The following is a 22,772-nucleotide window of genomic DNA, read 5'->3' on the forward strand; positions in this document are numbered from 1 at the left end:
GGGCCGTTCACTCACCGTGGGATCGGAATCGGTATGGGGATCGGCGGGAGCGTGATGCCGGGCAATCCGGGTATCCCCGGCGCCGGCGTCTCCGGTGCGGCCGGAGCCGGTCGCGCCGTGCCGTCACTCACGTAGATCGTGATCACCGACCCGGGGATGGCCGAACCGTCCGGCGACATGCTCAGCACCGTGCCCTTGTTCGCGCCCGCGGCCGTGGCCACCGACACCTGGAAACCGGCGGCGATCAGATTGCCGGTCGCCTCCGCCTGGGTCTGGCCGACCACATCCGGGATCTGCGAATTGTTCGAGCCGCGCACGTACTTGTCGTCCAGCGGCGGCAGGCCCGGCGGCGGGAATTTGCCCAGCACGTTCTTGACCGCGCCCAGCCAGCTGCGGGCCGGCTCGTTACCACCGAACAGGTTGCCGCTGCCGCAGTTCCGCAGCGGGAACGAGCAGATCTCGCCGGGCGTCGGGCTGTCACCGTAGATGTAGGCCGAACCGGCCAGCGCGTTGGTGAACGCCAGGAACGCCGAGGAGCGGTGCGATTCGGTGGTACCGGTCTTGGCGGACAGCGGGGCGTTCCAGCCCACCGACTGCGCCGCGCCCGCCGCGGTACCGCTGACGTCGTCCTTGCTCATCGCATTGGCGAGGGTATTGGCCAGGCCGGGCTCGACCACCTGCTCGCACGCCTGCTGGGTCAGCGGCACGGTCTTGCCGCTGCGATCGACCACTTCCCGGATCGGGGTGGGCGGGCACCACTTGCCGCCGGAGGCCAAGGTGGCCGCCACATTGGACAATTCGAGCGGGTTGATCGCCACCGGGCCCAGCGTGAACGAGCCCAGGTTCTGATCCTTGATCATGTCCGCCAGGCTCTGATTGCCGTGCCCGGAAGTGCCGGCCTGGGTGTAGGACCGCATGCCCAGGCGCACCGCCATATCCACGGTCGGGGCCACGCCCACGGCCTGGATCAGCTTGACGAAGGCCGTGTTCGGCGAGGTGGCGAGCGCTTCGGTCACCGACATCGGCGACTTGTACTTGCCCGCGTTCTCGACGCAGTAGGTGGCCGCCGGGCAGCCCCGCGCGCCACCGTTACCCATGCCTTTGGCCTCGAAGCGGCCCGGCACGTCCAGCTGCGCGTTGATGCCCAGGCCCTTCTCCATGGCCGCGGCGGTGGTGAAGATCTTGAAGATCGAGCCCGCGCCGTCGCCGACCATCGAATACGGCTGCGGCTGCACGGTCTGGTGCGCGTTCGCGTCCAGGCCGTAGGTGCGGCTCGACGCCATGGCCAGCACCGGATGCGAATCCTGGCCCGGCGCCACGATGTTCATCACCGAGGCGATGTCGTCCAGGTTCGGGTCGGCATTGGCGTTCACCGAGGCCTTCACCGAGTTCTGCACATCCGGATCCAGGGTGGTCTTGATCAGGTAGCCGCCCTTGTCGATCTGGTCGCGGCTGATGCCGGCGTTGGCCAGGTACTGCAGCGCGTAATCGCAGAAGAAGCCACGATCATTGGCCGCGATGCAGCCGCGCGGCAGGCCCTTGGGCTCGGTCAGCACGCCCAGCGGCTCGGCCTTGGCCTTGCGGAACTCGTCGGCCCGGCTGGGGATGTTCTGGATCATGGTGTCGAGCACCGTGTTCCGCCGCTCCAGCACGCCCTGCGGATTGGTGTAGGGGTTCAGCTTGGAGCTGGACTGCACCATGCCGGCCAGCATGGCGGCCTGCACCACGCTCAGATCCTTGGCGTCGACGCCGAAGTAGGTCTGCGCCGCGTCCTGGATGCCGTAGGAGGAGTTACCGAACGGCACCAGGTTCAGGTACCGGGTCAGGATCTCGTCCTTGGTGAGCTCCTTCTCCAGCGTCAGCGCCATCCGGATCTCGCGGATCTTGCGGGCGGGCGTGGTCTCGGTCGCGGCGCGGCGCTCGGCGTCGGTCTTGGCCACCACCAGCAGCAGGTAGTTCTTCACGTACTGCTGGTCGATGGTCGAACCGCCCTGCTGCACTTCGCCGCCGGAGGTGTTGGTCAGGAAGGCGCGGAAGGTGCCCTGCCAGTCCACACCGCCGTGTTCGGCGAAGCGGCGGTCCTCCACGGACACCAGCGCGAGCTTCATGTCGTTGGAGATCTTGTCGCTGGGCACTTCGAACCGGCGCTGCTCGTACAGCCACGCGATGGGCTGATTGTTCGCGTCGACCATGGTGGACACCGCGGGCACGGTGCCCTCCACCAGTTCGGCGGAGACATTGTCGACGGCGTCGGCGGCGCGGTTGGAGATGAAACCGAATCCGCCCGCAAGCGGGAACAGCAACCCGGCGAGAAGCACGGCGGCCAGAATGCAGCTGCCGGCCAGTCTCCAGAGCGTTCGTGTGATGGGCACGTGCCACAGCCTAATTGGCCGTCGCGACACTCGGTGCCCTCGCGTCGGGGTGTCCATTCGTCCGTAATGGTGCCGACTGCCCGGTTTCTGGTGACGAATGCATGGACGGACGTACCAGAAAATCTCGGGACGGTCTTGCGCAAGCCTCACACTCTTATCTAGATTGAGAACCCAGTGTGATAGAGCTAACACTCAAAGTGGAATGTGGTGCAGAACGCAGTGGGGTTGGGTAACTGCGCGCTGTACGCGATTCTGGAGCGCCGTGACCCGGTGTTCGGACTGCAAAGGGGCACACCAAATGCACATGACTACCCCGATCGCTCGATTGGACGTGGAGCAGGCCGAAGCGAGAATCGCCTGGGTTTCCCAGGCCCGATGCAAGGAAGTAGATCCCGACCAGCTGTTCGTGCGCGGCGCCGCGCAGCGTAAAGCGGCGACCATCTGCCGGCACTGCCCGGTGCTGATGGAGTGCGGGGCGGACGCCCTGGACAATCGTGTCGAGTTCGGAGTGTGGGGCGGCATGACCGAGCGGCAGCGCCGCGCGCTGCTCAAGCAACACCCCGAAGTGACGTCTTGGGCCGACTTCTTCTTCGCCCAGCGTTCGCAGAAAGTAGCGATGTAATCAGTATCCCCTAACTCCGATCCCCCCATAGGCAGAACGGACCGAGCCCGCATCTTGCGGGCTCGGTCCGTTTCCGGGGTCGAATCGGGCATCCGGGCCAGACCGGGCAGTTTCATCCGGAATTGTTCCAGGTGAAAGGGGTTGGGGGAGGGTCCCGAACCCGTGCGCGGTCGCGCCCGCCGCGGTCGCATCGGATCGGCGAATCAGGCCGATTTCGCGTTTCCCGCTTCGGCGAGTTGATCGCCGACCGCCTGCAGCGCCTCGAGATCGGCGACCTCGAAGGGCAGCGCGGTAACCGCGGCGATCGGCACGCTGGGGTGCGCGCCCGTGAAGCGGTGCAGCAGATGCTGTTCGCGCTTGGCGGTGGCGGCCCGCTGGGCGTGGATGCGCAGCACGGCCGCGGTGACGGCGGCCGGGGATTCGTTCTCGCTATCGCCGGCCGCGCCATTGCCGTTCGTCTGCGGGGCTAGACGATCGGCCGCGACCTGGGCCTGTTCGGCCGAGAGCGAGCTCAGCACCGGGTGGGTGCGGTTGAGCACCAGGCCCGCCAGCGGCATCTTGTCGTGCGAGAGGCGATCGACGAAGAAGGACGCTTCGCGCAGCGCGTCCGGCTCGGCCGCGGCGACCACGATGAAGTGGGTGCCGGGGCGGGAGAGCATGGCGTAGGTGCGATCCGCGCGATCCTGGAAGCCGCCGAACATGGACTCCAGTGACTGCAAGAAGACAGAGGCGTCTTTGAGCAATTGGCCGCCGACGATGGTCGAGACGCCGCGCAGCGCCAGGCTCATGGCGCCGGCGACGAACTTACCGACACCGCGGCCGGGGGCCATGATGACGCGGATCATCTTGCCGTTCAGGAAGTTACCGAGCCGCTTGGGCGCGTCCAGGAAGTCCAGCGCGTTCCGCGACGGCGGCGTATCGACCACGATCAGATCCCACTCGCGCTTGGACGCCAGCTGGCCCAGCTTCTCCATCGCCATGTATTCCTGAGTGCCGCCGAAAGACGAGGCCACGGTCTGGTAGATGGGATTGGCGAAGATCTGCTCGGCCTTGTCGGGGCTGGTGTGCTCGAGCACCATCTCGTCGAAGGTGCGGCGCATGTTCAGCATCATGGCGTAGAGCTCGCCCTTGGCCTCGTGGCCCAGGTCCACTCGCTGCGGGGTGTTCCCGAGATCGCTGACCCCGAGCGACTGCGCCAGCCGCCGCGCCGGATCGATGGTCAGCACCACGACCTTGCGCCCGGCCTCCGCCGCGCGCAGCGCGATGGCCGCCGCGGTGGTGGTCTTGCCGACGCCGCCGGAACCGCAGCACACCACGATGCGGGCCGTCGGATCGGTGATGATCTTCGTAATGTCCAGGGGCACAGTGCTTGCCGGAACGATCATGACTAGCGGACCCCCTGGGCGCTCAATACTTCGGCCAGCTCGTAGAGCCCGCCCAGATCCATGCCGTCGGCGAGCGACGGCAGGTACAGCCGTGAGATGTTCACCTGCGCCAGGTCGGCGGCGCTCTCGTCCTGCGCGGCCAGGCGCGCCGAATGCTCGACCGCCTCGGCGACCAGGCCGTCGAAATCGGCCTCGGACAAGCTGATTCCGGCCTCGGCCAGCCCCTGCCGCAGGGCCTCGGCGTCGAAATCGCCATTGGCCGCCCGCTCGCGCACGGCGCGCGGCAGGTAGCCCTCGCTGGCCCGGTTCACGATGACCGTGCCGATGTTCAGGTCGTTGGCGGTGAGTTCCGCGACGGCGTCGGCGGTTTCCTGCACCGGCAGCGCCTCCAGCAGCGTGACCAGATGGATCATGGTCTGCTCGGAATGCAGCAGCTTGGACACGCCCTCGGCCTGCGAGGCGATCGGGCCGCCGCCGGCGATCTCGGCCATGGCCTGGGTGACGTCCAGGAAGCTGGCGATGCGGCCGGTTGGCGGGGCGTCGATGACGATTTCGTCGTAGGCCGGTTTACCCGCCTTGTCGACGCGCACCGCGCATTCCTTGATTTTGCCGGTCAGGATGACGTCCCGCAGGCCCGGCGCGATGGTGGTGACGAACTCGATCGCACCCACCCGGCGCATGGCGCGGCCCGCGAAACCCAGGTTGTAGAACATGTCGAGGTATTCCAGGAAGGCGTGCTCGACATCCAGCGCCAGGGCCATCACCTCGCCGCCGCCGTCCGCGGTGGCGATCTTGGTTTCGGTGGGCGGCAGCGGCGGCAGGTCGAAGAGCTGCGCAATCGACTGACGCCCCTCTACCTCGACCAGCAGCACACGGCGTCCCCCAGCGGCCAGCGCGAGTGCGAGCGCCGCTGCGACCGTAGACTTACCGGTCCCCCCTTTGCCGGAAACATAATGCAGGCGGGCCTTATTCGCCCGCTCCGGCCAACCTGCTTCGACCCCCGGCTCAACCGAAACGGGCACTGCTATCGGTACTCCCACGCTCGCGAGCCTATAACTCGTTCCTGAATCCTGCCCAGAGTGACGTATAACTGTCTGGTACACCACTTCGGAAACCTGGATTTCCTGTTCTGGCACCGTACTCCAGTGGTCCCGGCATCCTGCACGACCCGCCGCGCGGCTACTCTCAGCCCATGAGTGATGTGACCGTGTGGGAATACGCGACGGTGCCGCTGCTGACGCACGCGACCAAGGCGATTCTGGACCAGTGGGGCGCCGACGGCTGGGAGCTCGTCAGCGTGCTGGCCGGGCCGACCGGCGAACAGCATGTCGCCTACCTGAAGCGACCCAAGAACTGATGGCCGCCGCGACCAACTGGGCGGAGAACCTCGCCAAGCTCGGGCTCGAACTACCCGGTGTCGCCGCACCCGTCGCGGCGTACGTGCCCGCCGTGCAGACCGGCAATCTCGTCTACACCTCGGGCCAGCTGCCGATGGTGAACGGCGCGCTGTCGATCGAAGGCAAGGTCGGGGCCGAGGTCAGCCTCGAACAGGGTGCGGAAGCCGCGCAGCGGTGCGCGCTCAACGCGCTGGCCGCCGTGCACGCGCTGGTCGGGCTCGACAATGTGGTGCGCATCGTGAAGGTCGTCGGATTCGTCGCCTCCGCACCGGGTTTCACCGGGCAGCCGAAGGTGATCAACGGCGCCTCCGAATTCCTCGGCGAGGTCTTCGGCGACGCGGGCGTGCACGCGCGTTCCGCCGTCGGCGTCTCCGAGCTACCGCTGAACACCCCCGTCGAGGTGGAACTCATCGCGGAAGTTCGCTGAGCGAAAGCTACTGGCACGCCAAATAAAAGCGCGGTGCGTTCGATTCTGGACGCATCGCGCTTCCTGCATTAGGACGGGAAGATGACGCTCACCCATCCCGCGTACGAGCAGCTGCGGCAAGTGACTCCGTCCGCCGCCGTGGTGCTGGCCGAGAACCCCAGCGGAATGACGTTGGAGGGCACCAACACCTGGCTGTTGCGCGCTCCCGGCGGCACGGATTACGTGCTCGTCGATCCGGGGCCGGAGGACCGCCGCCACACCGACGCCGTGGTCGCGGCGACCGGCGGGAACATCGCGCTCGTGCTGATCAGCCACGAGCATTTCGACCACACCGGCGGCATCGAGGGGCTGGTGAAGGCGACCGGGGCTCCGGTGCGCGCCTACTCCGAGCGCTTTCTGCGCGGGACCGGCACGGTGCTCGCGGACGGCGAAGTCATCGAGGCGGCGGGGCTGCGCATCACGGTGTTGGCTACTCCGGGGCACACCCAGGATTCGCTGAGTTTCCTGGTGGACGGACCGGACGGCGAACAGCTGCTGCTCACCGGCGACACCGTGCTCGGCAGCGGCACCACGGTCCTGGAATCCCGTGACGGCGCGCTCGCCGACTACCTCGATTCGATGAATCGCCTGGTCGCGGTGGCTCCCGGGCGCACCCTGCTCCCGGCGCACGGGCCTGAGCACGCCGACGCGGAACCGGTGATCCGGTACTACATCTCGCATCGCGAGGAACGCCTGAACCAGGTGCGCGCGGCCTTGGAGCAGCTCGGCTCCGACGCCGGCTCGATGGATATCGTCGCCCTGGTCTACGCCGACGTCGACAAGAACCTCTGGCCCGCCGCGCAGAGCTCGGTCAATGCCCAACTGGCCTATATCCGTTCGCACGGCTAGGCGGGGTTCGCCTTTTCGAGCATCGGCCCCCGTTGCCTCCGCAACGGGGGCCGTGAATGTCTTTCGGTGTGGCACACACACGAAGGGACCGGGGCGTCACCGCGAAGGTGACGACCCGGTCCCTACGAGTCTCTGTTCCTGATCCCTAGCGGGCGCGGCGGGCGAGCCGCTCCGAGTCCGAGATCAGCACGCTCTTGCCCTCGAGCCGCAGCCAGCCGCGGTGCGCGAAGTCGGCGAGCGCCTTGTTCACGGTTTCGCGGGAGGCCCCGACCAGCTGGGCGATCTCTTCCTGGGTCAGGTCGTGGGTCACGCGCAGCGCGCCCGCTTCCTGGGTGCCGAAGCGCTGGGCCAGCTGCAGCAGCGCCTTCGCCACGCGACCGGGCACGTCCGTGAAGATCAGGTCGGCCAGGTTGTTGTTGGTGCGGCGCAGGCGGCGGGCGAGCACCCGCAGCAACTGCTCGGCGATCTCCGGGCGCTGGTCGATCCACGCCTTGAGCGCGTCGCGGTCCATCGTCACGGCGCGGACCTCGGTGACGGTGGTGGCCGTCGAGGTGCGCGGACCCGGGTCGAAGATCGAGAGCTCGCCGAACATATCGGACGGGCCCATGATCGTCAGCAAGTTCTCTCTGCCGTCCGGCGAGCGGCGGCCGATCTTCACCTTGCCCGAGGTGATGATGTACAGCCGATCGCCCGGTTCACCTTCGTTGAAGATGACGTGGCCGCGCGGAAAGTCCACAGGCTGAAGTTGTTTGGCGAGAGCCGCCACCGCGGTGGGCTCGACGCCTTGGAAGATGCCTGCTCTGGCGAGGGCCTCGTCCACGAATGTGCTCCTTATGGGAAATGGCTCTGTCCTGGACCGAAGCGAGCTCGGCCGACAGTGCAGTCTACTTTGCAATACCGCCGGGTAGTGATAGACACCACGCGGCACGCTCATTCTCCGACACGCAGGGCCGGATTACGCGACACGCGACGCTTGATCACGAGACACACGAGAACGGTTTTGCGACACGCGAGTTTCAATCTAGCGACACGCCGCGCTCATTCGGTACAGAAGATCGAAATCCGGGCGCCGACCGGGAAAATCCCGGTGGTCACCCGGATCGGAGAGCGTCGCTCGGCAAGATCAACTGGCTTGCGCCACGTCCAAACCCTTGGGGGCCGGGCGGGCGCGCCGCGGCCGGGCCGCAGCGGCCGGCAAGCCGAGTTTGGTCAGGTCACTGACCTCGGCGTTCGTGGCTCGATCGAGGTACTGCTGAACTTCCGGATCCGGCTCGAGCAGCTTGCGCAGCCGGTTCTCGACCCGTTCCATCACCAACGCGAACAGCATCAGTGCTATCGGAAACAGCACCACGGCGAGTCCTTGCATAGGGGTGAGTAAACACGCCGAAGGTCTCAGATGGAACACGGGGAGTGTGCAGCCCGGTTGTCGGGACCGGGTGGTTCCGTAAGGTGGACGCGTGCGTGTCACCGAATCCAAAGCGGCCGTTGACGGGGCCGACCCGGGCGTTTCCGGCGCGACCGCGGCATCGGACAACGGGCCGGGCGGTGTCTCGGATGCGCCATCGGGGACGGCCCGGAATGTGGCGCGGCCCACCAAGGCTCGCAAACGCGACAAGGAAACTCGAATCGGATTGGTGCGTCGCGCCCGGCGCATGTACCGCGAACTCACCGTCGCCTTTCCCGACGCGCACTGCGAACTCGACTTCACCACCCCCCTCGAATTGGCGGTGGCGACAATCCTTTCCGCGCAATGCACCGACGTGCGGGTGAACATGACCACACCCGCGTTGTTTGCCAAGTACCGCAGCGCGCGCGATTACGCCGAGGCGAACCGGGCCGAGCTGGAGGAATACATCCGCCCGACCGGCTTCTATCGCAACAAGACCAGCTCGCTCATCGGGCTCGGCCAGGCGCTGGTCGAGCGCTACGACGGCGAACTCCCGGGCACCCTCGAAGACCTGGTCACGCTGCCCGGCATCGGGCGCAAGACCGCGAACGTGGTCCTCGGCAATGCCTTCGGCGTCCCCGGCATCACCGTCGACACCCACTTCGGCCGGCTGGTCCGCCGCTGGGGCTGGACCACCGAGGAAGACCCGGTCAAGGTCGAACACGCCATCGGCGAACTGATCGACCGCAAAGACTGGACCATGCTCTCGCACCGCGTGATCTTCCACGGCCGCCGCGTCTGCCACGCCCGCAAGCCCGCCTGCGGCGCCTGCATCCTCGCCAAGGACTGCCCGTCCTTCGGCGAAGGCCCGACCGATCCCGTGACCGCCGCCAAACTGGTGAAGGGCCCCGAAACCGAGCATCTGCTCGAGCTGGTGGGGCTGTGAGCGCTGAGTCCCCGTCCGGCGGCGAGCCCGAGCCGTCCGGCCCGGCAGCGATGCCCGGAGCCGGGTGGCGATGGGCCGTCGCGGCTGTCGTGATCGTGCTGGCGGTCGGCATCGTGGCGTGGTCGGTGGTCGGCGGGAGATCCGAGGACGAGTCCGTTGCCGGTGTCACGACGTCTGCCGGTAAGCCTGCGGTCGCGGCGGTTTCGGACGCCGATCGCGCGGCTGCCGCACTTGTCGGATGCCCGCAGCCCAGTGGTGCGCAGGTCGGTGACAGTCCGCTGCGTGGGACCACCTTGAACTGCATGGCGGACGGACGGCCGGTCGATCTGGCCGCCGCGCTCGCGGGAAAGCCTGCACTGTTGAACCTCTGGGCCTACTGGTGTGGGCCGTGCGCCGAGGAACTGCCGTTGTTGCAGCAATTCTCGAAGCAGGCGGGTAGCGCGATCACCGTGCTGACCGTGCACAGCGATCCGGGCATCGCGAAGGGGCTGGCGCGGCTCGCCGGGCTCGATATCCACCTGCCGGGGGTCGAGGATCCGAACTCACAGGTGCGCACCGCCGTTCGCGCGCCCGCCGTGCTGCCCATCTCGGTGCTGGTGCGCGCCGACGGGACCGTCGCCAAGGTCGTGGTGCGCCCGTTCACCAGCGTCGATGACATCTCCGCCACCGTCGCGGCCGAACTCGGGGTGCGCGCGTGAGCGACCCGGCTCGGCGGCCGACCGCCCCGGAACCGAGCGCGCCAGCGATACTCGGTGATGTCTGCGGTGTGGCTTATGTGGTTGAGGTGTGTTGATGAGAATCGAGACGAACGGCCTGGCTGTACCGGGCTGGCTGCGCGGGGTGACCGAACACGATCCGGCCGACCCCAGCGGGGTGAATCCGGTGCTGCGGCGGACCGCCATGCGGGCGCTCGGCGCGGTCGGCAAGACGCGCGAGGCGGCGGTGCTGGTGCTGTTCGGCGGCGCGCCGGAGGCGGATCCGCAAGGGCCGGGCGGGCTTCCGGGCGATGCGGACGTATTGCTCACCCAGCGGGCCGCCACCATGCGCACGCACAGCGGGCAGGTAGCCTTTCCCGGCGGCGGCGTCGAACCCCAGGACGACGGGCCGGTCAGTACCGCGCTGCGGGAGGCGTGGGAGGAGACCGGGGTCGATCCGGCCGGCATCGAACCGCTCGCCCTGCTACCCAAGATCTTCGTGCCGCCGTCGCGTTTCGACGTGACGCCGGTCGTGGCCTACTGGCGGACGCCGGGCGAGGTGGGCGTGGTCAGCGAGAACGAGGCCACCCGCGTGGTGCGGGTGCCGCTCTCGGAACTGCTGGACCCGGCCAACCGGTTCGTCGTCCGGCATCCGCTCGGATACATGGGTCCCGCCTTCGCGGTGGACGGGATGCTGGTGTGGGGCTTCACCGCGGGCGTGCTTGCCGGACTCTTCGCGGTGTCCGGCTGGGAAAACGAGTGGGACCACCATGATGTGCGTGATCTGCAGGCCTCGCTGGCCGCGGTTGGGATGACGTTATGAGTGCCTCTGGCTGGCTCGATATCGGGATCATCATTCTGGCGCTGCTGGCCGCCACCTCCGGGTGGCGGCAGGGCGCGGTCGCTTCGGCGCTCGCGTTCCTGGGCGTGGTGCTGGGTGCGGTCGCGGGCATTCTGATCGCCCCGCACATCCTGATCCACCTCAGTGAAGGCCGCAGCCGCGTGCTGGTGGGCGTGCTGCTCATCGTGGCGCTGGTGATCGTCGGCGAGGTCGCGGGCATGGTGCTGGGCCGCGCCGCGCGCAGCGGTATGCGCGACCCGTTCACCCGCAGCGTGGACAGCGTGGTCGGCGCGGGCCTGCAGGCCGTCGCGGTGCTCGCCACCGCCTGGCTGCTGGCGCTGCCGCTGACCAACTCCTCGCAACCGGGAATCGCGGCCGCGGTCAAGAACTCCCAGGTGCTGATCAAGGTGGACACGGTCGCGCCCGACTGGCTCCGCAAGATCCCCAACGAGTTCTCCAACCTGCTCAACACCTCCGGGCTGCCGGACGTCATCGGGCCATTCGGCCGGGTGCCGATCGCCGCGGTGGAACCGCCGGACGCGAGCGTCCTGCAGCTCCCGGTGGCGCAGAATCTGCAGACGAGCGTGCTGCGCATCCGCGGCATCGCCCCGAGTTGCCAACGGCAGCTGGAGGGTTCGGGCTTCGTGGTCGCCCCGGAGCGCATCATGACCAACGCCCACGTGGTGGCGGGCACCAATTCGGTGTCGGTGGATGTGGCCGGCGGCAAGCTGGACGCCTCGGTGGTGCTGTTCGATCCGTCCAAGGACATCGCGATCCTCGCGGTGCCCGGACTGACCGCACCGGTCATTCCGCTGGCCCCGCAGCCCGCGAGCTCGGGTGAATCGTCCATCGTGCTCGGCTATCCCGGCGGCGGCCGCTACACCGCCTCCGCGTCCCGTGTCCGCGAGACCCTGGACCTCAAGGGTCCCAACATCTATCGCGACGGCGAGGTGCAGCGCGAGGTCTACACCATTCGCGGCCAGGTCCGCGCCGGCAACTCCGGCGGCCCGCTGGTCGACACCGACGGCAATATCCTCGGCGTGGTCTTCGGCGCGGCGGTGACCGACGACGACACCGGATACGTCCTCACGCTCGACGAGGTGCGGCCGGAAGTGCAAGCGGCGCCGAATGTTTCGACTCCGGTGGGAACCGGGAGCTGTGTGCTCAGCTGAATCGGGAACGGGGCCCGCGCGAACAGCGCGGGCCCCGTTGCTTTTCCGGCGTACTCAGTCGAGCAGTTTCGCCAGCTCGGCGGTGACGGCGTCCGGGTTCTCCTGATGGGCGTAGTGGCCCGAGTCCGGGATCGGCACGATGCGGCGGTTCGGCGCGAGTTCGCCGCCGCGCCGGATGGTGGCCGGCAGGATGTAGCGGTCGCGATCGCCGTAGAGCGCCAGCACCGGCACCTGGATGGGTTCGCTCATGGCCGCCATGAAACGCGCGCCGTCGGGACGCCATTGCGAGCGGAAGGCCCAGCGCTGGTATTCCAGCGCACAGTGGGCGGCTCCGGCCACCCGGATAGCGGTGCGCATACGGCGGGCCGTATCGGCGAATTCGGGCGTGGCGGACCAGCGTTCGCCCGCGCGTTCGCGCAGCAGGCGTTCGATCTCGTAGCCGTCGTGCGCGGTGATGAGGCGTTCGCCGTAGCGGGGGAGCTGGTAGCGCAGGAAGTTCGGCAGCCAGGACGCGCGCTGGCGGCGATCGCGCAGTACGGCGCGCTTCAAGGCCACCGGGTGCGGTGAACTCACCAGCGCGATGGAGCGCACCAGGCGCGGATGCAGTACGGCGGTGGCCCAGCAGACCAGGCCGCCCTCGGCGTGTCCGACGAGCGTGGCATCGGTGTGGCCGAGGGCGCGGATCAGGCCAGCCACATCACCCGCGAGGGTCCAGCCGTCGTAGCCGCGCGGCGGTTTGTCGCTGTCGCCGTACCCGCGCAGGTCGACCGCCACCGCGCGATACCCGCGTTCGGCCAGCCCGGTCAGCTGATGCCGCCACGACCACCAGAAATCGCCGAATCCGTGCAGCAGCACCACCAGCGGCGTGTCGGGATCCGCGTAGGCCGCGCCACTGGCGGGCACGGCCTCGGCGACATGGAAGCGAATGCCGTTGGCATGCACGTCCCGATGGATCCACGGTCCGTCATAACGGACGGCGGACGGATCCGGCAGCGAATTCGACGACACGCCGAAGGAGCGTAATCGAAGAACTAGTTCCGGTAGGTGTCGAGCTGCGCCGGAGCGTCGGCCTCGTGCTTACCGTGACCGCTGAAACCGCTGGGCACCAGGGTCTTCGCTTCCTTCAGCGATTCGATGGTCTTCTCCGGCGCGCGCAGTTTGCGCACCTTGAGATAGCCGAGCAGGCCGAACAGCGCCACCGCCACGATCATCAGCAGGAAGACGATGAGGAACGCCAGCCAGCGGTACACCCACACATCGAGCAGCTCGGCCAGGAAGAAGAAGAAAAAGAACGAGCTGAACAGCAGCACGGTCAGCGCGGCGATGAAGTAGACGCTGCCCTGCAGCCCCTTCTTGATCTCACCGGTCACCTCGGCCTTGGCCAGTTCGACCTCGGCGCGCACCAGCGTGGACATCTGCTCGCTGGCATCGCGCACCAGGTCGCCGAAGCTCTCCTGGCGAGAATCGACACCGGACAACGGAATCGAGGTGATGGTGCGGGGGCGACGCCCGTCCTGCCCGTTACCGCCCTGTGTGAAGCTCAATTGCCCGACCCTTCTCCGTCGTCCCGGTACTGCTCCGGTGGTCACTGTTGATCTTGCAGCGCCCGCTCGTCGCGTCGTGCCTGGTGAGCACGGCCACGACGCAACAGTAGCGCCGAACCCGCCAGGGAAGCCGCCAATGACGTCAGCAACACCGCTGCTTTCGCGAGTTCGGCCGCCGACCCGTCGCCGACATCCTCCAGTGCGAGTTCTGCCACCAAGAGGCTAACGGTGAAGCCGATCGCGCCTAATACCGAGAGGGCGAACATGTCCCGATAGCCGAGATCCTTGGGCTTCACCGCGATGCCGACACGCACTGCGAGCCAGCTGAATCCGAAGATGCCGACGGTCTTGCCAACCAGCAGGCCCAGGATGACGGCCAGCGAGAGCCGGTCGGTGAACAGCTTCGAGAACACCTGCGAATCCAGCGGCACGCCGGAGGCGAAGAGCGCGAACAGCGGCACGCACACGGCCGCCGAGATGGGCTGGAAGAAGTGCTCCAGCCTGACCGCGGGCACACAGTGCTCGTCCTCGTCCGGATCCGGCCGCACCCGGGTCAGCAAGCCGCACGCCACGCCCGCCAGCGTCGGATGAATCCCGGCCTCGTGCAGGGCGTACCAGGACACCAGGGCCAGCGGCACGTAGAGGAAGGGGGTGCCGACCCGGAACTTCTGCCCGACCGCCCAGGCGATGAAGCAGAGCAGCGCGACCAGCAGCCACAGCATCTTCACGGTGGTGGTGAACAGCACCGCGATCAGGATGATGGCGATCAGATCGTCCACCACGGCCAGGCTGAGCAGGAACACCCGCGCGCCGGCCGGGATCCGCGAGCCGGTCATGGCCAGTACCGCCAGCGCGAAGGCGATATCGGTGGCCACCGGAATCGCCCAGCCGCGATCCATGCCGTCCACGCCCCAGCCGACGCTCATGGCGATGAGCGCGGGCATGAGCACGCCGCCGAACGCCGCCACGATGGGCAGGGTGGCGCTCTTGCGATCGGCCAGCTCGCCCACCACCAGTTCGCGTTTGAGCTCCAGGCCGGCGACGAAGAAGAAGACCGCGAGCAGACCGTCCTTGGTCCAATCCGCCAGGGTCAGATCCAGATGCAGCGCGGGAATGGCCAGCTTGGTCTCGACCATTGTCGTGTAGCTCGCTCCCCAAGGGGAGTTTACCCAGATGAGCGCGGCGGCCGCGGCGATGAGAAGCAGTGCGCCGCCGAAGGTTTCGGTCCGTAGGTATCTGGCTAGCTCCGAGCGGACCTGGACAATCACGTGCACACCTTTCGGTCGGTCGGTCGACGAAAAAGCGGCGTGCGTAACCAATCCATCGGAGGTAGGCACAACCGCATGCCGACCAGACTTCCCGGCACACCTTTTGCGCAATTCTAACGGTTTGCCGGGAACTTCTTGACCACCCCGTGCGCGAATCCGCCCGAACCCGCAGGTCACGGGGGCTGCTTTCGCTCAGCGCGACACGGCCCCCTGACCGTCAGGTCAGGGGGCCGTCAATTCCCTCGCGCGTCCGAGGGCTACGCCTTACCGGCCCGGATGGCCTCGAAAACGTTGGGGTCCACCAGGGTTGAGGTGTCACCCAGCTCGCGGCCCTCGGCCACATCGCGCAGCAGGCGGCGCATGATCTTGCCCGAGCGTGTCTTGGGCAGCTCCGGCACCACGTGGATCTCGCGCGGCTTGGCGATGGGGGAGATCTCGCGGGAGACCTCGTCCTTGAGCTCCTTGACCAGGTCCTCGCCGGTGTCCTTGGCCTCGGCGGTCAGGATCACGAAGGCCACGATGCCCTGGCCGGTGGTGGCGTCGGACGCGCCGACGACCGCGGCTTCGGCCACGCCCGAGTGCCCGACCAGCGCGGATTCGACCTCGGCGGTGGAGATGCGGTGGCCGGAGACGTTCATGACGTCGTCGACGCGGCCCAGCACCCAGAGGTCGCCGTCGGTGTCGAGCTTCGCGCCGTCACCGGCGAAGTACCAGCCCTGGTCGGCGTACTTGGACCAGTAGGTGTCCTTGTAGCGCTCGTTGTCGCCCCAGATGCCGCGGAGCATGGAGGGCCAGGGCTGATCCAGGACCAGGTAGCCGTTGGCCTCGGTCTCGCCGAGTTCGACCTCACGGCCTTCCTCGTCGACGACCTTGGCGGAGATGCCCGGCAGCGGGGTCATGGCCGCGCCGGGCTTGGCGGCGGTCACGCCCGGCAGCGGGGAGATCATGATGGCGCCGGTTTCGGTCTGCCACCAGGTGTCCACGATGGGGGTCTTGTTGCCGCCGACGACTTCGCGGTACCAGCGCCAGGCTTCGGGGTTGATCGGCTCGCCCACGGAGCCGAGCAGGCGCAGGCTCGACAGGTTGTGGGCTTCGGGGATTTCGCGGCCCCATTTCATGAAGGTGCGCACCAGGGTGGGGGCGGTGTAATAGATGCTGACCCCGTATTTTTCGATGATTTCCCAGTGGCGGTGCTCGTTGGGGAAGTTCGGGGTGCCTTCGTAGACGACCTGGGTGACGCGGTTGGAGAGGGGCCCGTAGACGATGTAGGAGTGCCCGGTGACCCAGCCGATGTCGGCGGTGCACCAGTAGACGTCCTGTCCGGCCTTGTGGTCGAAGACGTAGTGGTGGGTGTAGGAGGCTTGGGTGAGGTAGCCGCCGGAGGTGTGCAGGATGCCTTTGGGTTTTCCGGTGGTGCCGGAGGTGTAGAGGATGAACAGCGGGTGCTCGGCGTCGAAGGCCTGCGCCTCGTGTTCGGGCGAGGCGAGGGAGACGGTTTCGTCCCACCACAGATCCCGGCCCTCGGTCCACGGCACGTCCAGCCCGGTCCGGCGCACCACCAGCACATGCTCGACGCTGCTGCCCTCGGCCGAAAGCGCATCGTCCACAGCGGTTTTCAGCGGCGCGGCGGAACCCCGGCGCCACTGCCCGTCGGTGGTGACGACCAGCTTGGCCTGTGCGTCGTCGACCCGCTGGCGCAGCGCGCTCGGGGAGAACCCGGCGAACACCACCGAGTGCGTCAGGCCCAGGCGCGCCGAAGCCAGCATGGCCACAATGGCTTCCGGCACCATCGGCATGTAGATGGCGATGCGGTCCCCGGCTTCCAGGCCGAGCGCGGTGAAGTAGTTCGCGGCCCGCGACACCTCGGCCAGCAGTTCGGCATAGGTGATGTCACGGGAATCCCCGGGCTCGCCCTCCCAGTGGATGGCGACCTGGTCCCCGTGGCCGTCCAGCACATGGCGGTCGACACAGTTGTAGGCGACGTTCAGCTTGCCGCCCACGAACCATTTGGCGAAGGGCGCGTCGTCCCAGTCCAGCACCCGGGTCCACGGCTCGTGCCAGTGCAGCCGCTGCGCCTGCTCGGCCCAGAAGCCCTCGCGGTCGGCGGCGGCCCGATCGTAGAGAGAGGCGTCGCCGTTGGCGGCGGCCGCGAACTCGGCGCTCGGCGGATAGGCATCCAGGTGATCGGCGGTTTCGGTCATCTCGTCTCTTCTTCTCTCGCGTCTCGGCCGGCGGGGGTGACCGCGGCCACGTTCGACCCTAACCGACTGTGACCTGCGTCGGGTTCGCCCGTCCGGATCGGTCTCACTCGGCGGATCGTGAGGGTTTTCACGTCCGCGCGCGGGGCTGGGCCTCCGGCGTGTCGCGCGCGAAGTCCGGACTATCAGGACAACGGCGCGGAACCCACGTAACGTCGGCTCCTAACTTTCCAGGCTCTGTATGACCGAACCGTGAACCGAATCGGGGGCGCAGGTGGAACTGGCGAAACCGGCTTTACGCCGAGGCGCGGTCGCGCTGGCCGTGGTGCTGGCCCTGCTTTCCGCGGTCCTTTCCGGCTGCACCATCAAGCCCGTGTTCGGCGACATGATCGCGGTCAACGGCAGTGAGCCGCAGAATCCGCTGATTCCGTCCAATACCAACGAGAACGGCGGCGGGCGCATCGTGGACCGGCTGTGGGCCGGGTTGCGGTACATCGACGCCAAGGGGGTGCTGCACGACGAGGTCGCCGAATCCATCGAGACCAGCGACCGGCAGCACTATCGGATCCGGTTGAAGGAAGGCTGGACCTTCAGCGACGGATCACCGGTCACCGCAAGGTCTTTCGTGGACGCGTGGAACTACGGCGCGCTGGTCACCAACGCTCAGCTGCAGAGCTACACCTACGCGCCCATTGTCGGATTCGCCGACGTGCAGGCGGATCCGCCTCGGGCACAGACCATGTCGGGGTTGAAGGTGATCGACGACCGCACCTTCACGGTGGATCTGATCGCGCCGACCATCGACTTCCTGACCCGGTTGGCGTACGCGCCGTTCTATCCGCTGCCGGAGTCGGCGTTCAAGGACATGCAGGCCTACGGGCAACATCCGATCGGCAACGGCCCCTATCGGCTCGCCGACGGTGACGCCTGGCAGCACGACGTGCAGCTGACCGTGGTGCCGAACGAGCGCTACAAGGGCGGGCGGCCGCCGCACAACAAGGGCCTGACCTTCGTCTTCTACTCCAACTTCGATGCCGCGTACTCGGATCTGCTGGCCGACAACCTGGACGTGCTCGACACCATCCCGGACAGCGCGGTCTCGGTGTTCCAGCACGACCTCGGCGAACGCGCCGTCCAAGCGCCGACCGCGCAGAACCAGTGGATGGGTGTTCCGCTGGACCTGGCGCATTTCACCGGGGCCGAGGGACTGCTGCGGCGGCAGGCCATTTCGATGGCCATCGACCGCGCCCAGATCGGGCAGAAGATCTTCCACGGCACCCGCCTGCCCGCCCGCGACTTCACCTCCCGGGTGCTGCCGGGGTTCGACGGGAACCTGCCGGGTTCGGAAGTGCTCGACTACAACCCCGACGAGGCGCGGCGGCGCTGGGCGCAGGCGAACGAGATCGCGCCCTGGAGTGGGCGATTCGAGTACGCCTACAACGCCGACGGCGGGCATCAGGCGTGGATCGACGCGGTGGCCAACAGCATTCGCAATACCTTGGGCATCGAAGCGGTGGGCGCGCCGTACCCGACCTTCAAGCAGCTGCGCGATCAGATCACGCACAAGACCATCGGCAAGGCGTTCCGGTACGGCTGGCAGGGCGACTATCCGACCATGCTGCAGTTCCTGGAACCGGCATTCCTGTCCGGTTCGGAGACCAATGACGTCGGCTACAACAGCCCCGAGTACGACAGCCTGATCGCGGCGGCGGAGGCGGCGCCGACCCTGGAGGAATCCTGGCGGGTGGTCGGACGGGCGCAATCGGTGCTGCTGCGCGACCTGCCGACGGTGCCGATCTTCGACTACATCGCCTCGTCCGGATATTCCAAGCGGGTGCAGTCGGTCGCCATCACCTGGAACGGGCTGGCCGACTTCGAGAACCTCGAGCTGAAATGAGCGGCGCATGACCTGGTACATAGTGCGGCGGTTGCTGCAGATGATCCCGGTGTTCTTCGGCGCGACCCTGCTCATCTACTTCCTGATCTGGAAGGTGAGCGGCGGATCGGTGACCGCGCTGGCGGGCCAGCGCACGCTCACCCCGGCGCTGGAAGCGCAGTTGAAGGCGCAGTACGGGCTGGATCAGCCGTTCTGGCAACAGTATCTGCACTATCTGAAGGGCATCTTCACCTTCGATCTGGGCACGTCCTATTCCGGTAGGCCGGTGAAAGACGTACTGGCGCACGCGTTCCCGATCACCTTCCGGCTGGCGCTGCTCGCGGTGTTCTTCGAGGCCGTGTTCGGCATCTTCTTCGGCGTGATCGCGGGCCTGCGCAAGGGCGGCTGGTTCGACTCCACCATGCTGGTCGCCAGCCTGGTCGTGATCGCCATGCCGATATTCGTCATCGGCTTCCTGGCGCAGTTCCTGTTCGGCGTGAAATGGCATATCGCGCCCGTGACGGTCGGTTCCGACGTGAGCATCCCGCGGCTCATCATGCCCGCGCTGGTGCTCGCCTCGCTGTCCTTCGCCTACGTGCTGCGGTTGACCCGGAACTCGGTGGCGGAGAACAAGGACGCCGATTACGTGCGCACCGCGACCGCCAAGGGGCTCACCCGGCGGCGCGTGGTGGTGGTGCACATTCTCCGGAACTCGCTCATCCCGGTCATCACCTTCGTCGGTGCGGACCTGGGCGCGCTCATGGGCGGGGCCATCGTCACCGAGGGCATCTTCAATATCCCGGGCGTCGGCGGCACGCTCTACCAGGCCGTGGTGCGCGGTGAGGCGCCGACGGTGGTGTCCTTCGTGACCGCGCTGATCGTCGTCTTCCTCATCTCCAACCTGATCGTGGACCTGCTGTACGCCGTGCTCGACCCACGGATCCGCTATGCCTGAACGGGAGCCACCGATGCTGGAAAAGGATGCGCCACAGGGCGATCCGCGGCCCGGTCAAGAACGCTGGGTGGCGCCGCCCGACGAGGTGGAGGTGGTCACCACCGACAAGGTCGAGGTGCACGGCGCCCCGGCCGGCTTCTGGGGGTCGGCGTGGCGGCAGCTGCGGCGCAAACCGCTCTTCCTGGTGGCGGTGGCGATCATCGCGCTGGTGGTACTGGTCGCGGCGTTCCCGGGCCTGTTCACCGGACAGGATCCGCGGTACTGCGTGGTCGACTACAGCCTGGTCGGGCCCAACCGGGACCACTGGTTCGGCTACGACCTGCAAGGGTGCGATATCTACGCGCGCACCATCTATGGGGCGCGGGCGTCGGTGCTCACCGGCATCGGGGCGACACTGCTGTTCCTGCTGGTCGGCGGGACGCTCGGGGCGCTGGCGGGATTCTATGGGGGACCGCTGGATTCGGTGATCTCGCGGATCGCCGAAATCGTGTTCGCGATCCCGCTCATGCTGGCCGCCATCGTGCTCATGCAGCTGGCCGGGCATCGCACCATCTGGGTGGTGATCGCGATTCTGGCCGCCTTCACCTGGCCGCAGGTGGCGCGTATCGCCCGCGGTTCGGTGCTCTCGGTCAAGGGCAGCGACTATGTGCTGGCCGCACAAGCCCTGGGCGTCAGCAGGTTTCGCATTCTGCTGCGGCACATCCTTCCCAATGCGCTCGGTCCGGTGATCGTGGTGACCACCATCTGGCTGGGCGTCTTCATCGTCACCGAGGCCACCCTGTCGTTCCTCGGCGTCGGCCTGCCGCCCACCGAAGTGTCCTGGGGCGCGGATATCGCTGCCGGGCAACGGCAGTTGCGGGCCGGCTCGCTCATCCTGTTCTATCCGGCGACCGCGCTGGCGCTGACCGTGCTCGGCTTCATCATGCTCGGCGATGCGCTGCGCGACGCCCTCGATCCGAAGGAGCGGCGATGACTGCGCCACTGCTCGAAATCCGGGATCTGCGGGTGTCTTTCGGATCCGGGGAACGGCGGGTCGAAGCCGTGCGCGGCGTCGATCTGACGGTGTATCCGGGGCAGACCGTGGCCATCGTGGGGGAGTCGGGGTCCGGGAAGTCCACCACCGCGCACGCGGTGATCGGGCTGCTGCCCGGCACCGGACGGGTGGAGTCCGGGCAAATTCTCTTCGACGGCAAGGATCTCGCCGCCGCGTCGGCCGCCGAACTGGTGGCGGTGCGCGGCAACGGCATCGGGTTCGTGCCGCAGGATCCGATGTCCAATCTGGACCCGGTGTGGAAGGTCGGCTTCCAGATCGCGGAAACCCTGGCCGCCAATGGCATTGCGCGCGGCCGGGCCGCTCGGCAGCGTGCCGTCGAACTGCTGGCCGAAGCCGGGATCGCCGACGCGGAACAGCGGGTGAACCAGTATCCGCACGAATACTCAGGCGGTATGCGGCAGCGCGCGCTGATCGCCATCGGCTTGTCGGCGCGGCCGAAACTACTGATTGCCGACGAACCCACCTCCGCGCTCGATGTCACCGTCCAACGGCAGATCCTCGACCATATCGACGGGCTGACGAAGGAACTCGGCACCGCGGTTCTGCTGATCACCCACGATCTGGGGCTGGCGGCCGAACGGGCCGAACATCTGGTCGTCATGTATCGCGGGCGGGTGGTGGAATCCGGTCCGGCACTGGCGATCCTGCGCGATCCGCAACACGAGTACACCCGCCGGCTGGTCGACTCCGCCCCCTCCATCGCCTCGCAGCGGCTCTCGGCCGTCCGCACCCGCGCAAAGATCCGGGAACTCGCCGAAGACGTCGCCGCCGCGGAAACCGAAGGCGCGCAACCCGATGACATCCTCGTCGCCGACGCGCTCACCAAGCGCTACCGCATTCGCGGCTCGGTGCCCTGGAAGCACACCGAACTCGTTGCCGCCGACCAGGTTTCCTTCCGCCTGCGCCGGGGGACCACCACCGCGCTGGTCGGTGAATCGGGTTCCGGCAAGACCACCGTGGCCCAAATGGTACTCGGCCTGGTGCCGCCCACCTCGGGTGCGGTCACTTTCGACGGTCGCGATGTCGCTGAGATGGCCAAACGGGCGCCGCTGGCCTTCAGGCGCCGCGTCCAGCCCATCTTCCAGAACCCGTACGGCTCACTGGATCCGTCCTACTCGATCCATCGCACCATCGTGGAACCGTTGCGCACGCACGGCATCGGCACCCGCGCCGAACGTGATGCCCGCGTGCGCGAACTCCTGGAACTCGTCGCCCTCCCCACCTCCGTCGCCGACCGCTACCCCGGCGAACTGTCCGGCGGTCAGCGCCAGCGCGTGGCCATCGCCCGCGCGCTCGCCCTGGAACCCGACCTCGTGGTCTGCGACGAAGCCGTCTCCGCCCTCGACGTCCTCGTCCAAGCCCAGATCCTGCAACTCCTCAACGAGCTCCAAGCCGAACTCGGCCTCTCCTACCTCTTCATCACCCACGACCTCGCGGTAGTCCGTCAGATCGCCGACAACGTGGTCGTCATGCAGCAGGGCCACGTGGTCGAGGCCGCCACCACCACCGAGGTCTTCGACAACCCGCAATCCGACTACACCCGCCGCCTCCTGGACGCCATCCCCGGCCGCGACCTGCTGGTGAGCTGACACCCCATCGGCTCCGCACCGAAAAGTGACAACTGATCTCGCGCCGCTCGGGGTAACTCCCCGGGTACGCCCAAAATAGTTTCGGCACCCGACCGCAGGCTCGCATGCGCCACTGCCCACGCCCCTCGAGCCGCGCGCTGAAATCACGGAGAGGCG

21 protein-coding genes are annotated in these 22,772 nt (G+C 67.6%); 12 read left to right on the forward strand and 9 right to left on the reverse strand.

All coding sequences use genetic code 11. The annotated features are described in order from the left end of the window. Positions 1-11 precede the first annotated feature (11 nt). Complete coding sequence (locus NY1_RS25810; RefSeq protein WP_067718556.1) at positions 12-2,372, reverse strand: penicillin-binding protein; 2,361 nt, start codon at positions 2,370-2,372, stop codon at positions 12-14. A gap of 298 nt (positions 2,373-2,670) precedes the next feature. Between NY1_RS25810 and NY1_RS25815 the strand changes: the two genes are divergently transcribed. Then, positions 2,671-2,994, forward strand: coding sequence for a WhiB family transcriptional regulator (locus NY1_RS25815; protein WP_067718558.1), 324 nt, complete (start codon positions 2,671-2,673; stop codon positions 2,992-2,994). 203 nt (positions 2,995-3,197) lie between these two features. On the opposite strand, the gene bagB is transcribed toward NY1_RS25815, so the two are convergent. Both bagB and bagA read right to left on the reverse strand, forming a co-directional pair. Further along, positions 3,198-4,379 carry an ATPase BagB gene (gene bagB / locus NY1_RS25820; protein WP_067718561.1) on the reverse strand — a complete coding sequence of 394 codons (1,182 nt, stop codon included), beginning with the start codon at positions 4,377-4,379 and terminating at the stop codon, positions 3,198-3,200. 2 nt (positions 4,380-4,381) lie between these two features. Continuing rightward, positions 4,382-5,401: an ATPase BagA gene (gene bagA / locus NY1_RS25825; RefSeq protein WP_067718562.1), complete on the reverse strand. Its 1,020-nt coding sequence runs from the start codon at positions 5,399-5,401 to the stop codon at positions 4,382-4,384. A gap of 170 nt (positions 5,402-5,571) precedes the next feature. Here bagA and sp36 point away from each other — a divergent pair, with 170 nt between their 5' ends. From sp36 to NY1_RS25835, 3 genes are all read left to right on the forward strand, one after another. Then, the gene (gene sp36, locus NY1_RS43145; RefSeq protein ID WP_157762479.1) at positions 5,572-5,736 is read left to right on the forward strand and encodes a Sp36 family protein; all 165 of its coding nucleotides are present in this window, start codon (positions 5,572-5,574) and stop codon (positions 5,734-5,736) included. Beyond that, positions 5,736-6,203, forward strand: coding sequence for a RidA family protein (locus tag NY1_RS25830; protein WP_067718566.1), 468 nt, complete (start codon positions 5,736-5,738; stop codon positions 6,201-6,203). The genes sp36 and NY1_RS25830 overlap by 1 nt, the downstream gene beginning before the upstream one ends. Before the next feature lie 81 nt (positions 6,204-6,284). Then, on the forward strand, positions 6,285-7,091 hold the full coding sequence (locus NY1_RS25835) for an MBL fold metallo-hydrolase (protein WP_067718576.1): 807 nt from the start codon (positions 6,285-6,287) through the stop codon (positions 7,089-7,091). A 145-nt stretch (positions 7,092-7,236) separates the two neighbouring features. Here NY1_RS25835 and NY1_RS25840 read toward each other — a convergent pair whose 3' ends face one another. Next, the gene (locus tag NY1_RS25840; protein WP_019044571.1) at positions 7,237-7,911 is read right to left on the reverse strand and encodes a Crp/Fnr family transcriptional regulator; all 675 of its coding nucleotides are present in this window, start codon (positions 7,909-7,911) and stop codon (positions 7,237-7,239) included. A 303-nt stretch (positions 7,912-8,214) separates the two neighbouring features. Next, positions 8,215-8,457 carry a hypothetical protein gene (locus tag NY1_RS25845; RefSeq protein ID WP_067718579.1) on the reverse strand — a complete coding sequence of 81 codons (243 nt, stop codon included), beginning with the start codon at positions 8,455-8,457 and terminating at the stop codon, positions 8,215-8,217. 286 nt (positions 8,458-8,743) lie between these two features. Here NY1_RS25845 and nth point away from each other — a divergent pair, with 286 nt between their 5' ends. The 4 genes from nth (at position 8,744) to NY1_RS25865 (ending at position 12,132) form a co-directional block, all read left to right on the forward strand. Further along, a complete protein-coding gene (gene nth, locus NY1_RS25850) occupies positions 8,744-9,424 on the forward strand; it encodes an endonuclease III (protein WP_084535363.1) in 681 nt (226 codons plus the stop codon). Positions 9,425-9,474: 50 nt separating this feature from the next. After that, complete coding sequence (locus tag NY1_RS25855; RefSeq protein WP_067719008.1) at positions 9,475-10,122, forward strand: TlpA family protein disulfide reductase; 648 nt, start codon at positions 9,475-9,477, stop codon at positions 10,120-10,122. Between the two features lie 94 nt (positions 10,123-10,216). Continuing rightward, the gene (locus NY1_RS25860) at positions 10,217-10,942 is read left to right on the forward strand and encodes an NUDIX hydrolase (protein WP_067718582.1); all 726 of its coding nucleotides are present in this window, start codon (positions 10,217-10,219) and stop codon (positions 10,940-10,942) included. After that, positions 10,939-12,132 (forward strand): MarP family serine protease, encoded by a 1,194-nt coding sequence (locus NY1_RS25865; protein ID WP_067718585.1) that lies wholly within the window; start codon positions 10,939-10,941, stop codon positions 12,130-12,132. Before NY1_RS25860 ends, NY1_RS25865 begins: the two co-directional genes overlap by 4 nt. Positions 12,133-12,186: 54 nt before the next feature. Here the strand turns inward: NY1_RS25865 and NY1_RS25870 are convergent, their stop codons facing one another. From NY1_RS25870 to acs, 4 genes are all read right to left on the reverse strand, one after another. Next, positions 12,187-13,140, reverse strand: coding sequence for an alpha/beta fold hydrolase (locus NY1_RS25870; protein WP_067718587.1), 954 nt, complete (start codon positions 13,138-13,140; stop codon positions 12,187-12,189). 23 nt (positions 13,141-13,163) lie between these two features. Then, complete coding sequence (locus NY1_RS25875; protein WP_067718590.1) at positions 13,164-13,676, reverse strand: phage holin family protein; 513 nt, start codon at positions 13,674-13,676, stop codon at positions 13,164-13,166. 41 nt (positions 13,677-13,717) lie between these two features. After that, the gene (nhaA, locus tag NY1_RS25880) at positions 13,718-14,944 is read right to left on the reverse strand and encodes a Na+/H+ antiporter NhaA (protein ID WP_067719011.1); all 1,227 of its coding nucleotides are present in this window, start codon (positions 14,942-14,944) and stop codon (positions 13,718-13,720) included. A gap of 257 nt (positions 14,945-15,201) precedes the next feature. Then, positions 15,202-17,145, reverse strand: a complete 1,944-nt coding sequence (acs, locus tag NY1_RS25885) for an acetate--CoA ligase (RefSeq protein WP_067718592.1) — start codon at positions 17,143-17,145, stop codon at positions 15,202-15,204. 382 nt (positions 17,146-17,527) lie between these two features. Here acs and NY1_RS25890 point away from each other — a divergent pair, with 382 nt between their 5' ends. Genes NY1_RS25890 through NY1_RS25905 form a run of 4 tightly spaced genes read left to right on the forward strand, consistent with a single transcriptional unit; the run spans position 17,528 to position 22,616 of the window. Continuing rightward, positions 17,528-19,039, forward strand: coding sequence for a peptide ABC transporter substrate-binding protein (locus tag NY1_RS25890; protein ID WP_084535364.1), 1,512 nt, complete (start codon positions 17,528-17,530; stop codon positions 19,037-19,039). Between the two features lie 7 nt (positions 19,040-19,046). Then, on the forward strand, positions 19,047-19,973 hold the full coding sequence (locus NY1_RS25895) for an ABC transporter permease (RefSeq protein ID WP_067718595.1): 927 nt from the start codon (positions 19,047-19,049) through the stop codon (positions 19,971-19,973). A 13-nt stretch (positions 19,974-19,986) separates the two neighbouring features. Further along, entirely contained in the window at positions 19,987-20,946 is a 960-nt protein-coding gene (locus tag NY1_RS25900) for an ABC transporter permease (protein ID WP_233434485.1), read from the forward strand. Next, the gene (locus NY1_RS25905; protein WP_067718600.1) at positions 20,943-22,616 is read left to right on the forward strand and encodes a dipeptide ABC transporter ATP-binding protein; all 1,674 of its coding nucleotides are present in this window, start codon (positions 20,943-20,945) and stop codon (positions 22,614-22,616) included. The genes NY1_RS25900 and NY1_RS25905 overlap by 4 nt, the downstream gene beginning before the upstream one ends. The last annotated feature ends 156 nt before the right edge of the window (positions 22,617-22,772 follow it).

Source organism: Nocardia yamanashiensis NBRC 100130, from assembly GCF_001613325.1.
In the GTDB taxonomy this organism is placed as follows: Bacteria; Actinomycetota; Actinomycetes; order Mycobacteriales; family Mycobacteriaceae; genus Nocardia; species Nocardia yamanashiensis.

What these genes read in the sequence shown, in the direction of transcription:
- NY1_RS25830 (WP_067718566.1), top strand. Translation starts at nt 5,736, where the DNA reads ATGGCCGCCGCGACCAACTGGGCGGAGAACCTCGCCAAGCTCGGGCTC.
- NY1_RS25845 (WP_067718579.1), bottom strand. Translation starts at nt 8,457, where the DNA reads ATGCAAGGACTCGCCGTGGTGCTGTTTCCGATAGCACTGATGCTGTTC.
- acs (WP_067718592.1), bottom strand. Translation starts at nt 17,145, where the DNA reads ATGACCGAAACCGCCGATCACCTGGATGCCTATCCGCCGAGCGCCGAG.
- NY1_RS25855 (WP_067719008.1), top strand. Translation starts at nt 9,475, where the DNA reads ATGCCCGGAGCCGGGTGGCGATGGGCCGTCGCGGCTGTCGTGATCGTG.
- NY1_RS25865 (WP_067718585.1), top strand. Translation starts at nt 10,939, where the DNA reads ATGAGTGCCTCTGGCTGGCTCGATATCGGGATCATCATTCTGGCGCTG.
- NY1_RS25895 (WP_067718595.1), top strand. Translation starts at nt 19,047, where the DNA reads ATGACCTGGTACATAGTGCGGCGGTTGCTGCAGATGATCCCGGTGTTC.
- NY1_RS25815 (WP_067718558.1), top strand. Translation starts at nt 2,671, where the DNA reads ATGCACATGACTACCCCGATCGCTCGATTGGACGTGGAGCAGGCCGAA.
- NY1_RS25900 (WP_233434485.1), top strand. Translation starts at nt 19,987, where the DNA reads ATGCTGGAAAAGGATGCGCCACAGGGCGATCCGCGGCCCGGTCAAGAA.
- NY1_RS25835 (WP_067718576.1), top strand. Translation starts at nt 6,285, where the DNA reads ATGACGCTCACCCATCCCGCGTACGAGCAGCTGCGGCAAGTGACTCCG.
- nth (WP_084535363.1), top strand. Translation starts at nt 8,744, where the DNA reads ATGTACCGCGAACTCACCGTCGCCTTTCCCGACGCGCACTGCGAACTC.
- bagB (WP_067718561.1), bottom strand. Translation starts at nt 4,379, where the DNA reads ATGATCGTTCCGGCAAGCACTGTGCCCCTGGACATTACGAAGATCATC.
- NY1_RS25860 (WP_067718582.1), top strand. Translation starts at nt 10,217, where the DNA reads ATGAGAATCGAGACGAACGGCCTGGCTGTACCGGGCTGGCTGCGCGGG.
- NY1_RS25890 (WP_084535364.1), top strand. Translation starts at nt 17,528, where the DNA reads ATGATCGCGGTCAACGGCAGTGAGCCGCAGAATCCGCTGATTCCGTCC.
- sp36 (WP_157762479.1), top strand. Translation starts at nt 5,572, where the DNA reads ATGAGTGATGTGACCGTGTGGGAATACGCGACGGTGCCGCTGCTGACG.
- NY1_RS25905 (WP_067718600.1), top strand. Translation starts at nt 20,943, where the DNA reads ATGACTGCGCCACTGCTCGAAATCCGGGATCTGCGGGTGTCTTTCGGA.